This window comes from Hymenobacter aerilatus (assembly GCF_022921095.1).
GTDB lineage: Bacteria > Bacteroidota > Bacteroidia > Cytophagales > Hymenobacteraceae > Hymenobacter > Hymenobacter aerilatus.
In genome coordinates this window covers 3,335,081-3,348,207 of sequence record NZ_CP095053.1, presented here as the reverse complement: position 1 = coordinate 3,348,207, position 13,127 = coordinate 3,335,081, and the positions used below count along the sequence as shown (strand labels likewise).

At 59.8% G+C, this 13,127-nt stretch carries 10 protein-coding genes; 2 read left to right on the top strand and 8 right to left on the bottom strand.

What is annotated here, in order from left to right; translation table 11 throughout:
• Nucleotides 1–131 precede the first annotated feature (131 nt).
• The 8 genes from MUN82_RS13985 to MUN82_RS13950 form a co-directional block, all read right to left on the bottom strand.
• Nucleotides 132–917 (bottom strand): LytR/AlgR family response regulator transcription factor, encoded by a 786-nt coding sequence (locus MUN82_RS13985; protein ID WP_245091365.1) that lies wholly within the window; start codon nt 915–917, stop codon nt 132–134.
• A gap of 29 nt (nt 918–946) precedes the next feature.
• Entirely contained in the window at nt 947–2,002 is a 1,056-nt protein-coding gene (locus MUN82_RS13980) for a sensor histidine kinase (protein WP_245091363.1), read from the bottom strand.
• Between the two features lie 137 nt (nt 2,003–2,139).
• On the bottom strand, nt 2,140–4,137 hold the full coding sequence (locus tag MUN82_RS13975; protein WP_245091361.1) for a beta-L-arabinofuranosidase domain-containing protein: 1,998 nt from the start codon (nt 4,135–4,137) through the stop codon (nt 2,140–2,142).
• Nucleotides 4,138–4,211: 74 nt separating this feature from the next.
• Complete coding sequence (locus tag MUN82_RS13970) at nt 4,212–5,459, bottom strand: glutamate-5-semialdehyde dehydrogenase (RefSeq protein ID WP_245091359.1); 1,248 nt, start codon at nt 5,457–5,459, stop codon at nt 4,212–4,214.
• A gap of 137 nt (nt 5,460–5,596) precedes the next feature.
• Nucleotides 5,597–6,658 carry an IS110 family RNA-guided transposase gene (locus MUN82_RS13965; RefSeq protein WP_245091357.1) on the bottom strand — a complete coding sequence of 354 codons (1,062 nt, stop codon included), beginning with the start codon at nt 6,656–6,658 and terminating at the stop codon, nt 5,597–5,599.
• Nucleotides 6,659–7,010: 352 nt separating this feature from the next.
• The gene (gene proB, locus MUN82_RS13960; RefSeq protein WP_245091355.1) at nt 7,011–8,099 is read right to left on the bottom strand and encodes a glutamate 5-kinase; all 1,089 of its coding nucleotides are present in this window, start codon (nt 8,097–8,099) and stop codon (nt 7,011–7,013) included.
• 111 nt (nt 8,100–8,210) lie between these two features.
• Nucleotides 8,211–8,540, bottom strand: a complete 330-nt coding sequence (locus tag MUN82_RS13955) for a DMT family transporter (protein WP_245091354.1) — start codon at nt 8,538–8,540, stop codon at nt 8,211–8,213.
• Nucleotides 8,541–8,624: 84 nt separating this feature from the next.
• The gene (locus MUN82_RS13950) at nt 8,625–10,160 is read right to left on the bottom strand and encodes a SulP family inorganic anion transporter (protein ID WP_245091353.1); all 1,536 of its coding nucleotides are present in this window, start codon (nt 10,158–10,160) and stop codon (nt 8,625–8,627) included.
• A 459-nt stretch (nt 10,161–10,619) separates the two neighbouring features.
• Between MUN82_RS13950 and MUN82_RS13945 the strand changes: the two genes are divergently transcribed.
• Together MUN82_RS13945 and MUN82_RS13940 are read left to right on the top strand one after the other, a co-directional pair.
• Nucleotides 10,620–11,516, top strand: coding sequence for a LysR family transcriptional regulator (locus MUN82_RS13945; protein ID WP_245091352.1), 897 nt, complete (start codon nt 10,620–10,622; stop codon nt 11,514–11,516).
• Nucleotides 11,517–11,763: 247 nt separating this feature from the next.
• Nucleotides 11,764–12,966, top strand: a complete 1,203-nt coding sequence (locus MUN82_RS13940) for a threonine synthase (protein WP_245091351.1) — start codon at nt 11,764–11,766, stop codon at nt 12,964–12,966.
• Nucleotides 12,967–13,127 lie beyond the last annotated feature (161 nt).

The following is a 13,127-nucleotide window of genomic DNA, read 5'->3' as shown; positions in this document are numbered from 1 at the left end:
TCATACGCACCGCTGATGCACACCCGCCTCCTAGTAGGGACGAGCTGGCTACGCCCAGGGACAAGCTGCACTACAAAAGGGGTAGCCGGCCCGATTCGCCTGCTCAGCTAGCTAGGCTGCCGAGAAGTAATTCAAGAAATAAACTGTTTCAGAAACTGCTGAATGGCGTCGTTGTAGCTGCGCGAAGAGGTGAGGTGCTGGCCATCGTGCAGTGTAAGCAGGTACTCGCCGTGGGCCCAGGGCCGCAGTTCTTTCACCTGCTGGGTGTTCACGATAAGCGAACGGTGAATGCGTAGAAATACGCTGGGGTCGAGTTGGCGCTCTAGCTGGCTGAGGGTAGAGCGCAGCACATGGGGCTGACCTTGAGCGTACACGGTTACGTAGTTGCCCGTAGCCTCTAGGTAATGCACCTGCGCCGTGGGCACAAAATAGAGCAGTCCTGGCTGCTTCACCAGCAACTGGGTAGGAAACGTGGGCGGAGCGGCAGGGCTGGGTAGGGTGCTCAGGAAGGAGGTGAGTTGCTGGTGCAACTGCTTGGCTTGGTGCTGGGCTATGCGCTGGCGCACGTGGGCCAGGCAGCGAATAAAGCGGTCGGGGTCGAGGGGCTTGAGCAGGTAGTCGAGCGCGTGCGCTTCGAAAGCCTGCAGAGTGTAGCGGTCGTAGGCCGTCACGAAAACCACCAGCGGCATCGGTTGCTCCTGGAGTTGCTGGAGCACCTGCAAGCCCGTAAAGTCGGGCATCTGCACGTCCATAAACACCAGGTCTACTTCTGCATCGCCAGAGAGGGCAGCCAGGGCCTCGGCGCCGTTGCTGCACTGGCCCTGCACCGTGAAGTCGGGAGCATGGGCCAGGAGCTGAGTGATGCGTCGGCGAGCAAGCGGTTCATCATCAACAATCAATGTGCGAATCGACGACATAGGAATAGCAAACCAAGAATAGCGTAGGATTACTTTGTCTGGAAGGGTAGCTCCAGGCGAACCACCGTGCCCTGCTCCGCACCCGAGCGTAGGGTAAGTACGTAGCGGCTGCCATACAAGGTGCGCAGCCGCTGCTCGGTATTGGCCAGGCCTACCCCACGCACACTATCGGCGTGGGGGCTGCTGCCGCTGTTGTGCACTTCCAGCATAAGCTGTTCGCCCTGCCGATGCGCTTGCAGATGAATGCTACCGCCGCCTACTGCCGCCAGTCCGTGCCGCACAGCATTTTCGATGAGAGGCTGCAACAGCAGGTGCGGCACCAGGGCAGGTAGGGCGGCGGGTACTACGTGGTGCGTGAAGGTGAGGCGATTGGAGAAGCGTACCTGCTCGATGTCGAGGTAGAGCTGCACGAAATGCAGTTCCTCGGCCAGAGGCACTTGCTGGGCCTCGGTGTGGTCGAGCACCAGGCGCAAAAACTCGCCGAGCTTGGCAGTCATGCGCTGGGCTGTGCGCGGCTCGTCCTCAATCAGCGTAGAAAGGGCGTTGAGGGTATTGAAAAGAAAATGCGGATTGAGCTGCTGCTTCAGCGCGTGCAATTGGGCCTGCACCAACTGGGTTTCCAGGCGGGCGGCCTCCAGGCTGCGGTGCTGCCACTTGTGGTAAAAGTCCAGAGCATAGGCCACAAACAGCACCATCCAGTAAATCGGAATCCAGACGTTGACCGAGCCCAGAATAGCCGCCCAGGAAAGCCGGACACCCGGTACGGCCATTAAATAGAGCAGCGTGAGGTAGGAAGCCCGGTAGAGCACCGTAATGAGCACACTCGCCACAGCGTGCACCAACAGGTAGGCCAACCACCGCCGCCGACCTGCGGTAAGATTGAAGCGCGTAGCCAGCTCAAAGACCACCGGCGTGAGCAGGGTTCCAATAATGCCATAGACCAGCGGCCCCAGCACCGCCGTGCGCCAATGCACCGACAAGCCACTGGTGAGGGCCTGCCCATACACGAGCAAAATCATGAACAGCGTGAACACACCCCAGGCCAGGGCTACCCGAAACCAGGTAAGGCGGTGCAGTAATAGCATGCAGAAGAAACCAAAATAGGTCTACTCCAACGTAACTATCCCCGGCTAAGTTGGGCCTGATGGCTGTAGCGGCCAGTAGACTCTGCTCATGCTAACAAGTGGTTTTGACGAGCTATGCAATGGTGGTGTGCGCTGAGCTACGGCCGCACCACTGGAAAGGACGTAATGCGTAGATTAGTAGCGCCGTACGGAATAAGTGTCAGCGTTTCGGGAGTGGCCCCAGCGGGCCGGGCTACCGGACTGGCCGGCGGCGGACCAGCCGAGTTCTGCTCCAGTTGCCACTCGGGTAGGCGGATGCCCTGCACGCGCAGCTCCACGGGCGCACCGTCGGGCGAAAATACGATGCCGGTAGTCGGGCGCTCTTGCACTTGGAACGCGACGGTGGCGTCGGCCTGGGGTAGGAGCAGGCCGTAGTTCCAGGGGGTAGTGGCCCGCACGGCGTAGTCGTCGGCTTGGTTGGGCCGGTCGCGCAGCTTGTCCCACTGCTCGCCCAGCTTCAGCCCATACACCAGCGGCCCACGCTCTACCGATACCGACTGCTGGTAGCCCGGCTGCACGCGCACCTCCATCGGTAGGCGCAGCTCCACCACGTCGCCCTGCTGCCAGCGGCGCTTTAGCTGGTAGAACGTGCCGGCTTTGGGAGCGTCGGCCACGGGTTTGCCATTCACCGTCACCGTGGCTTTATCGGCCCAGGCCGGAATGCGCAGACGCAGTGGAAAGGCCATTTTCTTGCTGGATTTCGCCACCACAAACCGGATGTTGTCGCGGAAGGGGTAGTCGGTTTCCTCGCGGATGGTGACGTCCGCTTTGCCTACCCTGGTGGTTAGCTCGCTGGGTGCGTAGGCCGCGGCCACCAGGCCGCCATCGGGCGAGGCCATCCAGAGGTTGGCCGCAAACTTGGGCCAGCCCTGGTGCATGTTGGCCGTGCAGCATCCAAACCACGGCTCCAGGCCATACACATTGGAGTCGTCGCCGTTGGTGGACCATTGCCTTTTAGCCTTATTCACCAGCACCTGGTTGGGCTGCTGGTCGTACTGGTGCGCCCACATGGTAGGGTCGAAGGTGGCGGGTAGAGCGTTAAAGGTGATTTTTTCGAGCCGGTCGCCAAAGGCAGGGTCGCCGAGCAAGGCCAGCAGTTGCTCGTAGGAATACTGCGCCTCCACCACCGCGCACAGCTCAATGCCTTGCGAGGGGTTGCGGCCCGAGAAATGCTCGTCGCCACTGTACATACCGTTGGGCAGGCCATGGTACTGATCCAGCATTTTCAGCTGCTGGTAGATGCTCTGACGGTCAGCGGTGGTGCCGCCGGTCATGCCCCAGAGCACGGGCATCTTCAGGGCCATGGCATTATTCACACCGTGGGCTTTCAGGGCAAGATCTTCGTCGTGGCTACCGTCGGGTAGGCTCATGGTGGCCCAGCTGGTGGGCTTGGTGAAGGGAAACTGCGCGTAGAGCTGCTGCCAGTTGTAGCCTTGCCCAGCTAGCTGCTGGGCCAAGGTTAGGAGTTGAGGGTTCTTCGTTTTTTCATATAGCCAACGGATGGGTAGCAGCTCCTCAGCCCAACGATACCGAGCCCATACCTGCAACGGATTAGCCGCCAGCTGGCTGCTCTGGTAGGCGAAGTACTTCTCCATAAACGGCACCACGCGCGGGTCGCCAGTGGCTTCCTGGTACTGCATCAGGCTTTTGAGTACCAGCATATTGGGCCACCAGTCTTTATTTTTGGCGGGGCCAATGGCACCGTCGGGCCGCTGACTTTGCAAGGTCCAGTCAATCCACTTCTGCGCCTTGGCTTTCAGGGTAGGATCGTTGAGGAGGTAGGCCAGGGGTAGGAGGCCATCGAGGTAGTAGGGGCCCCGTTCCCAGCCCTCGCCCGAGCCGCCCAGCCAGGCGCTGTTGGGGCCGAGGTCGGGCCAAAACTCGTCCAGATGGCCCGTCAGCCCATCGGCCTGGATGCGCAGCTGGCGCTGAAGCCAGCCTGCGGGCCGCACCGTCCCCAGCGGCAGCAGTTGAAACGCACCCGGCTGAAAGGCCGCTGTTGCGGGGGCAATGGGTTTGGCAAGTGTCTGCTCTCTGCTACCCAGCGGTAGGAGCAGGAACGCCAGCGGAAACACGCAACGCATAGAGGTAAGCATAGCAAGCGAGGATGGGACGGGCGGGATGCCAGCTCGACGCAGAACGGCACTCGTTGGTCTGGTGAATGAAGCGGTTAGGCGCGTACCTGGCCATTGCCGCGCACCTGCCATTTGTAGCTGGTTAGCTCCTCTAAGCCCATAGGGCCACGGGCATGCAGCTTCTGCGTACTGATGCCGATTTCGGCGCCCAGTCCAAACTGCGCGCCGTCGGTGAAGGCGGTAGAAGCATTGGCGTACACGGCGGCAGCGTCCACGACATTCAAAAACCGCTCGATATGGGCCGCCTCTTCCGACACGATAGCCTCGCTGTGCTTGGAACCGTGGCGGGCAATATGGTCCAGTGCTTCATCCAAACTGGCCACGGTTTTCACGGCCAACTGCAACGACAGGAACTCGGTACCAAAATCCTCGGGCCGGGCGGGTTGCAGCAGTTCGGCGGGGTACACGCCGCGCAGGGCAGGGTAGGCACGTTCGTCGGCATGCAGGAGCACGCCTGCGGTGGCTAGGGGGGCGAGTAGGGTAGGCAGGTCGATGAGGCGGCTTTCGTGCAGGAGCAGGCAGTCTAGCGAGTTGCACACGCTCACGCGGCGCGTTTTGGCGTTGTTGATGATGGCGCGGCCCTTCGCTAGGTCGCCGGATTCGTCGAAGTAGGTGTGCACGATGCCCGCGCCTGTTTCAATGACGGGCACGCGGGCGTTGTCGCGCACGAAATCAATCAGCTGCTGGCTGCCGCGCGGAATCAGCACGTCTACATAACCCACGGCTTGCAGCAGGGCGGCGGTGGCTTCGCGTTCGGCGGGGAGGAGGGTAGCTACGGCTGGGTCGAGGCCGTGCTGGCGTAGCACTTCATGGATAACGGAAATGATGGCGCGGTTGGAAAAGTCGGCGTCGGAGCCGCCTTTCAGCACGCAGGCGTTACCGGTTTTTAGGCACAGCGCCACCACGTCGAAGGTCACGTTGGGCCGGGCTTCGTAGATGATGCCCACCACGCCCAGCGGCACGCGCACTTTGCGCAGGAGCAGGCCGTTGGCGAGGTCGGTTTCGGTGAGCACGGTGCCCAGCGGCGAGGGTAGGGAGGCCACGCTGCGTAGGTCGTCGGCAATGCTTTGGATTCGCGCCGCCGAGAGTTGAAGCCGGTCGTACTTGGGGTCGTCGGGCGCCATGCGCGCCAGATCCTTCGCGTTTTCGGTCAGAATGAACTCCGTGTGTTGCACGGCCGCCTCGGCCACCGCCAGCAACACCGCGTTGATGGTGTCGGGGGAGACTTGCGCGAGGGTGCGGCTGGCTTGCTGCGTGGCGTCGAAGGTAGGCGTGAGGTTCATAGGCGTGGAGTTGCGGAGCCCCAGGAGGGTAGGAGGGTGTGAGATACTGTGATAAAGAGCAAGAACTTGGGCAAGTTTTTTATCTTTAGGCTCCTTCAAGGAGAGCCTTCGGGTTCATCCTGTGTAGCCTCGGCCCATTAATCGGCCGGGGCTACTTCTTTTTCGGCCATGTGGGCCGGGTGGAACTGCGGGTCGTAGGGGCGGTCGTTTTTCCAGAGCGAATAGCAGAGCAGCAAGAGCTTGCGCATGACGGCAATGACGCCGGGCTTGCCGCTGGGCTGGCGGGCGCGCAAGCGGGCATAGAAGGCTTTTTGCTGCGGATTATAGCGCAGGCTGCTCACGGCTGGCAGGTAGAGCGCCGTACGCAGGCGCACGTTCCCTCGGCGGGAAATGCGCGTGGCTTGGGAAGAGAGGCCGCTTTGGCGCTGCACCACGTCTAGGCCGGCGTAGGAGGCGAGCTGGCGCTCGTTTTCCACCAGGATGAAGCCGTTGGTTTCGGCCACCACCACGATGGCCGTGGTCAGACCGATGCCGGGGATGCTGGTCAGGTGGGCCAGTTTGCGGGCCAACTCCGGCTCCGCGTCGAGCAGCAGCGAGAGGTCTTGGTCGACGGCTTTTAGCTGTTGGGCAACGAGTTGCTGCTGAGCGGCCAAGCGCTCGAGGGTGCGGGCGTCGGGCTGGTAGCTGTGCTGGTAGGCGTGGCACCGGGTTTTGAGCTGTCCGCCCTGCTCGCTTAGGCGCTGACGCTCGCGGGCCAGGGCCCGCAGCTGGCGCAGAGCGGGCGTTGGTGGTTGCCAGGCGGGCAAGGCCCGCTCCAGGCCCAGGCGGCAAAGCAGGCGGGCATCGAGTTGATCGGTTTTGCTCTTGAGCTCGGTGCTCTGGGCAAAGTGCTTGACTTTGTTGGGCAGTAGCACGCTCAGGGCCTGTGCGTTATCGGAGAGAAAATAGGCTAAGGCTTCGTAGTAGACCCCAGTGGCTTCGACCACGAACCACAATGGGGCGGCGGGCGCCTGTTGCTTGGCCGTCCAGGCCAGCAGGGCCGTGAAGCCGGCCAGCGTGTTGGCAAACGTGGTTTCTTTACCAAAACGCAGCTGCTGGCTGGCCTCGATGCGGCCGAAGCAGGCCACGAAGGTGTCTTTGGCAATGTCAATGCCCACAACGTATTTCAGCGGGGCGGTGGGGGAAGGGACGCGGGGCATCGGCACGGGGTAAAAAGGTGGAAAGCAACCAGCCAGCAAGGTTTTCACCGCAACTCTCCTTGTACAAATGCGGGATGCCATCCGCGCCAGGGCGGGGCTCCCTCCATACTGTGCAGTCTTCAGGCAAAAACGGGAAACGGGGCACAGATTCTCACACGCAACGTCGACGCCAAAGCACCGCATTTAGGGATGGATGGTGTCCCCGTTTCCTTTTCTAGCTACCCTTAAGTTAGGGTAGTACAATCATACAAGGGTAGGAGGGCGGGAAGAAGTACGTGAGCGAATCATCCCCTAACAACTCATACCTTCCTACCCTCACACCCTCCTGCCCTAAGCAGTAGGGCTACCAATGCTAAATATCAGCGTTCAAAAACAGATAATCGTAGTGTACCAGAGGCTTCTGCTGCTGCTGGCCCAGCCGCTCGCGGGCTTTGGTGGCATCGTATTCGGCCATACCCAGGCCCACGGCGCGGCCATCTTCGGCCAGTAGCCGGATAATGTCGCCTTTCTCAAACTCACCTTCCACCGCCACCACGCCTACAGGTAGCAAACTAGTGGCCTTGCCCGGCGTGGTGAGGGCTGCACAGGCGCCCGCGTTGAGGCGCACCGTACCTTTGGCAGCCGGTTCGGCGTGGGCCAGCCACTTCTTGCGGCCCGAGGCCGTACGGCTGGGTAGGAAGCGCGTGTTCACCACCTCGCCGCTCAGCACGCGGGGTAGCACGTTCTCAGTTTTGCCGTTGGCAATATGTACCGCAATGCCCAATTGCGCCACTTTGTGCGCCATGTGGCACTTGGTAATCATGCCGCCGCGCCCAAACTGGGAGCGTTGCGTGGTCACAAAGGCCGAAAAATCGGGTGTGTCGGGGCCAATTTCACGGATAACGTGGGAAGATGCGTCTTTCGGGTCGCCGTTGTAGATGCCGTCTACGTTGCTGAGAATCAGCAGGGCATCGGCATCGAGCATGGCGGCAAGCAGGCCGGCCAGCTCGTCGTTGTCGGTAAACATCAGCTCCGTTACCGATATCACATCATTCTCATTCACAATGGGGATGATGTTGTTTTGGAGCAGCGCCCGGAAGCAGTTCTGCATGTTGCGGTAGTGCTGCCGGTCGCGGAAATCCTCTTTTGTTACCAGCACCTGCGCACACGTGAGCTGATAGCGCGCCAGCAGCTCGGCGTAGGTGGTCAGCAGCTTCACCTGCCCCACGGCGGCCAGCAGCTGGCGGCTGCTCACGGCGTCGGCCTTTTCGGGTACCTGCACTAGGCTGCGGCCCGCCGCCACTGCCCCCGACGATACCACAATTACCTCGCGGCCCGGCTGTTTCAGGGCAGCAATCTGCTCTACCAAGTGGGCTATGCGGGCCAAATCGGGCGTGCCATCGGCCTGGGTCAGTACGTTGGAGCCAATCTTGACGACGAGACGATGGTAGGGTAGGGGCATTTTTTTGAGCTATTAGCGAATAGCTGTTAGCTGATAGCTAGCAGCTAATGGCTTCAAATATGGGCAATGAAAAGCTAACAGCTACTAGCCATCCGCTAGTAGCTTAACTAATTACCCGTTCGAGACGAACTTCAGCCCGATGATGGACGCAATGAGAGTAACAAGAAAGAACACCCGCCAAAAATCAGCCGGCTCGCGGAACACCACAATGCCTACCAGCACCGTGCCCACGGCCCCAATGCCGGTCCAGACGGCGTAGGCCGTGCCGATGGGTAGGGTTTGGGTGGCGCGGTAAAGGAGCGTCATGCTGAGCGCGAGAAAGGCAAAGAACCCCAGCAACCACAGCGTAGCCGTAGTGCCGGTAGTTTCTTTCATCTTGCCCAGGCAGGCTGCAAAGCCTACCTCACACAAACCCGCAATAAATAAGAGAAGCCAAGGCATAGGGTAGAGGCGAAAAAGAAGTGAAAAGAGAGTTAAAAGGAACGTCATGCTGAGCGAAGCGGAGCATGACGTTCTGATTACGCTTTACTCTACCGCGTCGGCCACTACCTTATAGGTGGGGTCTTCCCAGTAATTCACGTCGATAAGGGCCTGGGCGTTGGTGAGTAGGCGGCGGGAATCGGGGCTGAGGTGGCGCAGGTGTAGGGTTTTGCCGAGCTTGGCGTAACGCTCCGTGAGCTTGTTGAGGGCCTCAATGGCCGATAAGTCGGTCACGCGGCTTTCGCGGAAATCAATGATAACTTCCTGCGGATCATTGGCCGGGTCAAACTTCTCGTTGAAGGCCACTACGGAGCCAAAGAACAGCGGCCCGAAAATCTCGTAGTGCTTGCGGCCCTGCTCGTCGGTGTGCTTGCGGGCGCGGATGCGCAGGGCGTTTTCCCAGGCAAAGGCCAGTGCCGAAACAACGACGCCAACGAGTACGGCCAGCGCCAGATTTTGCGAAATGGCCGTGATGAGCGTTACCAGCGCCATCACTACCACGTCGGTGAGGGGCATGCGGCCGATGATGCGCAGGCTGGCCCACTCAAACGTGCCAATGACTACCATAAACATCACGCCTACCAGTGCCGCCAGCGGCAGCCGCTCAATCAGCGACGAGCCTACCAGCACGAACAGCGCCAGCGCCACCGCCGCCACAATGCCCGACAGCCGGTGCCGCCCCCGCGACTCAATGTTCACCATCGTTTGCCCAATCATGGCGCAGCCGCCCATGCCACCCGTCAGGCCCGAAGCCATATTGGCGAGGCCCTGGGCCACACAATCTTTGTTGCCCCGTCCGCGGGTGTCGGTCAGTTCGTCTACTACCGTCAGGGTCAACAGGCTTTCCGTCAGGCCCACCAGCGCCATGATGACGGAGTAGGGAAACACCAGCGCCAGCGTATCCCAGGTGAAGGGGATGGCCGGCAGGTGAGGTAGGGGTAGGCCGCCGCTGATAGAGGCAATATCGCCCACCGACTTGGTAGGCAGGTTGCCGAAAATCACCAGCGCCGACACCACCAGAATAGCTACCAGCGACGACGGTACCGCTTTCGTGAGCTTGGGTAGGAAGTACACGATGGCCATGGTCAGCAGCACCAAGCTCAGCATCAGCCACAGCGAAGAACCCGTTAGCCAGTGCGTAACGCCGCCAGCGTCTTCGGTCTTAAACTGCTCCAGCTGCGCCATGAAAATGATGATAGCCAGGCCATTGACAAAGCCAAACACCACAGACTGCGGCACCAGCCGGATAAACTTGCCCAACCGCAATAGCCCTACCCCAATCTGAATGATGCCCATGAGTACCACGGCCGCAAACAGATACTCTACGCCATGCTGCTGCACCAGGCTCACAATGACCACGGCCACCGAGCCGGCTGCCCCCGAAATCATGCCGGGTCGGCCACCCAGGATACTAGTAATCAAACAAATAACAAAGGCCGAACCGATGCCCACCAGCGGACTAACGTGGGCCAACAGGGCGAAGGCCACCACTTCGGGCACCAGTGCCAGGGCAGTGGTGAGGCCGGCCAATACTTCGTCCTTCGGGCTGTAGCCCTGGGGTAACTTATCAAGCAGAATCATGTACAGGAGGGGTGTCCCGACCAGCATACGCCGTCGGGCAGAGAAGCCGCAGAAAGGCTAGTCTGTGTGTTGAAAAATCAGAAAAATAGAAACGCGCGAAAAGGCAGCTACGGTAGGTAGGGGCCAGAGAACTGAGTCAAAGCTGCTCAGGGTGGAGTAGGAATGGGCGCGAGAAGATAGATCGTCATAACGATGCTGCAAAGGTACGGCAGCGAGCTTTATGATTCGCGTTTAATGCGTAATGTTGAGGTACAGGGCATTGACAGCAGGAGTTGCTTTGGATGTTGAAATATTGTTTCGCATCCGTCATGCTGAGCCTGTCGAAGCATCTCTACCGCTTCGTTGAACACACCTATCGAAGCGGTAATGATTCGATAAGCTCAGCATGACGGCCTGCCGACTTCCTACATAGTTTCAACAGCAGTAACTAAGCGCACTACAATACCACGCTTCCGCAAGATGCTTTCCTACCCGCACGAAGTCTTTCTGGAAGTAGCCCGACAGCTGAGCTTTACCAAGGCCAGCCAAACGCTGTTCGTAACACAGTCGGCGGTGAGCAAGCAGGTGAAGGCCCTGGAAGAGCACTACAAAACGGGCTTGTTCGAGCGCCTCGGCAACACGGTGAAGCTGACGCCCGCTGGCGAGTTGCTGTATCAAAAGCTGCTGCTGGCCCGGCAGCTTCAGCACGAGCTGCACCGCGGCATGGCTGCGCTCAGCGAGGCGTTTTCGCCGCAAGTGCACATGGTCATTGGGGCCAGCACTACCATTTCGCTCTACGTAATTCCGCCAGTGCTCTCGGCCTACCTCAGCAAATTTCCGAACACCCAGCTCACGCTTAAAAACCGCAACAGCGAGAACATCCTCAAAGCCCTGCTCGACCACGAAATCGACTTAGGGATTATTGAAGGTATTCACAAAGTCAGCAACGTCACCTACACGCCGCTGCTGACCGACGAGGTAGTGGCGGTGTGCTCGGCCCGCAACCCGTTTCGGCAGCACGAGTTGGTGGCGAAGGACTTGCTGCGGGTGCCCATAGCGCTGCGCGAAACGGGTTCGGGTACGCTAGCGGTGCTGGAAGAGGCCCTGGCTGAAAAGGGCATCAAGCTGACCGACCTGCCCGTGAAGGTGCGCTTGGGCGGTACCGAGGCCCTCAAGAACTTCGTGCGCGTAGATACCTGCCTGGCCTTCCTACCCCGCCAGGCCGTGACCAAAGAGCTAGCCGCCGGCGAGCTGGTAGAAGTGCCTGTGCGCGACCTAAACCTGGTACGCCACTTCGACTTCGTGCAGCGCAAAGGCACCGAAAACAACCTGCCCTATAAAAACTTCGTGCAGTTTGCACGGCGGTATTATCGGTAGTTTTGAGGGTATGAAGTGTGTCATCCTGAGCGCAGCGAAGGACCTTCTGCCAGTTGAACGAGTCGTTGGTACGCCTGTCGTTTTTGCGTGATAAGGTCCTTCGCTGCGCTCAGGATGACATACTTCCTACCCTCACACCCTCCTTCCCTCTCACTTCCTACCCTCATTCCAAACTGGCATAGCCTATTCCAAATAGCTGTTAGGTTCAGGAATGGGTAGGGTGAAGTTTTGCGTAGACTTTCCCGCTATGCTGACTTCCGTTGAACCCATTTCACGCCTGCACGAGCTGCATTGCTCGGTGTGCGGCCAGGCCCATACAGCCTACCTGTTGCAAACCGTATCAGAGTGCCACGCGGCACCGCTGGTGGCGGTGTACGACCAGCGCCCCCGCCTGACCCGCGCCGCGGCCATCAACGTGCACGATGCCTCCATGTGGCGCTATCGGGCCATGCTCCCTCTACTCGACGACGAAAACAAGGTGACCCTAGGCGAAGGCTTCACGCCCATTTTGCCCCTGCGGCAGTTGGCAGGCCGCTACAACCTACGCGAATTGTTGCTCAAAGATGAAGGCCAAAACCCGACCGGCTCTTTCAAAGCTCGGGGCCTGAGCATGGCCGTATCGAAGGCGAAGGAACTGGGAAGTACGGGCTGCATCATCCCAACAGCCGGCAACGCCGGCGTGGCGATGGCGGCCTACTGCGCCCGCGCCGGACTGCGCGCCGTGGTCGTGATGCCGCGCCACACGCCCACCGCCTTCAAGGAAGAGTGTTACTGGTACGGCGCCGAGGTGCATCTGGTAGATGGCCTCATCAACGACTGCGCCGCCCGCGTGCGGGAGCTGAACAGCCGCAACGAGCTGCTAGACGTGTCTACGTTGAAGGAGCCCTACCGCCTCGAAGGCAAAAAAACTATGGGCTATGAAGTAGCTGAGCAACTCGACTGGCAACTGCCCGACGTGTTGCTCTACCCTGCTGGCGGCGGCACCGGCCTCATTGGCATCTGGAAAGCCTTCCGAGAAATGCAGGCGCTCGGTTGGCTACCCGAAAGCGCGAAGCTACCCCGCATGGTAGCCGTGCAAGCTGAAAATTGCCAGCCGCTGGCCGAAACGTATTTCGGCCGTCAGGCCAACTGCGCCGCGTACGTGGGGCAGCCCACTATTGCCAACGGCCTCGCCGTACCGCGCCCCTTAGGAGAGCAAATGATGCTGCAGGTACTGCAAGAGTCGGGCGGCACCGTGGTAAGCGTTTCCGACGACGACATGCTGGCAGGCATGCGCGAGTTGGGTCAATTGGAAGGCTTGTTCGTGGCTCCCGAAGGTGCCGCCGTGTGGATGGCTGCACGTCAGTTGCTAACTGCTGGCAGCATCAGCTCCGACGAGCAAATCCTATTGCTCAATACCGGCTCCGGTCAGAAGTACCTGGATAATGTTCTCGGCAGAGCCAAAGAGTAAGATAAATCGTTGGCTAGACCGCAAACATGGAAATAGCAGCGTTATGCGCTGTTTACTATAAATTATATAGGTGCAATCAGGATTTGTATGATGTTTTATTAGAGAAAGGGGGTAAAAATTATAGGGTGTTAGAGTGGAAAATAGGTTTCAAGTGTATATTG

Bases quoted from the DNA above. Each gene is read 5' to 3' on its own strand.
- MUN82_RS13985 (WP_245091365.1), bottom strand. From the start codon at position 917: ATGTCGTCGATTCGCACATTGATTGTTGATGATGAACCGCTTGCTCGC.
- MUN82_RS13980 (WP_245091363.1), bottom strand. From the start codon at position 2,002: ATGCTATTACTGCACCGCCTTACCTGGTTTCGGGTAGCCCTGGCCTGG.
- MUN82_RS13975 (WP_245091361.1), bottom strand. From the start codon at position 4,137: ATGCTTACCTCTATGCGTTGCGTGTTTCCGCTGGCGTTCCTGCTCCTA.
- MUN82_RS13970 (WP_245091359.1), bottom strand. From the start codon at position 5,459: ATGAACCTCACGCCTACCTTCGACGCCACGCAGCAAGCCAGCCGCACC.
- MUN82_RS13965 (WP_245091357.1), bottom strand. From the start codon at position 6,658: ATGCCCCGCGTCCCTTCCCCCACCGCCCCGCTGAAATACGTTGTGGGC.
- proB (WP_245091355.1), bottom strand. From the start codon at position 8,099: ATGCCCCTACCCTACCATCGTCTCGTCGTCAAGATTGGCTCCAACGTA.
- MUN82_RS13955 (WP_245091354.1), bottom strand. From the start codon at position 8,540: ATGCCTTGGCTTCTCTTATTTATTGCGGGTTTGTGTGAGGTAGGCTTT.
- MUN82_RS13950 (WP_245091353.1), bottom strand. From the start codon at position 10,160: ATGATTCTGCTTGATAAGTTACCCCAGGGCTACAGCCCGAAGGACGAA.
- MUN82_RS13945 (WP_245091352.1), top strand. From the start codon at position 10,620: ATGCTTTCCTACCCGCACGAAGTCTTTCTGGAAGTAGCCCGACAGCTG.
- MUN82_RS13940 (WP_245091351.1), top strand. From the start codon at position 11,764: ATGCTGACTTCCGTTGAACCCATTTCACGCCTGCACGAGCTGCATTGC.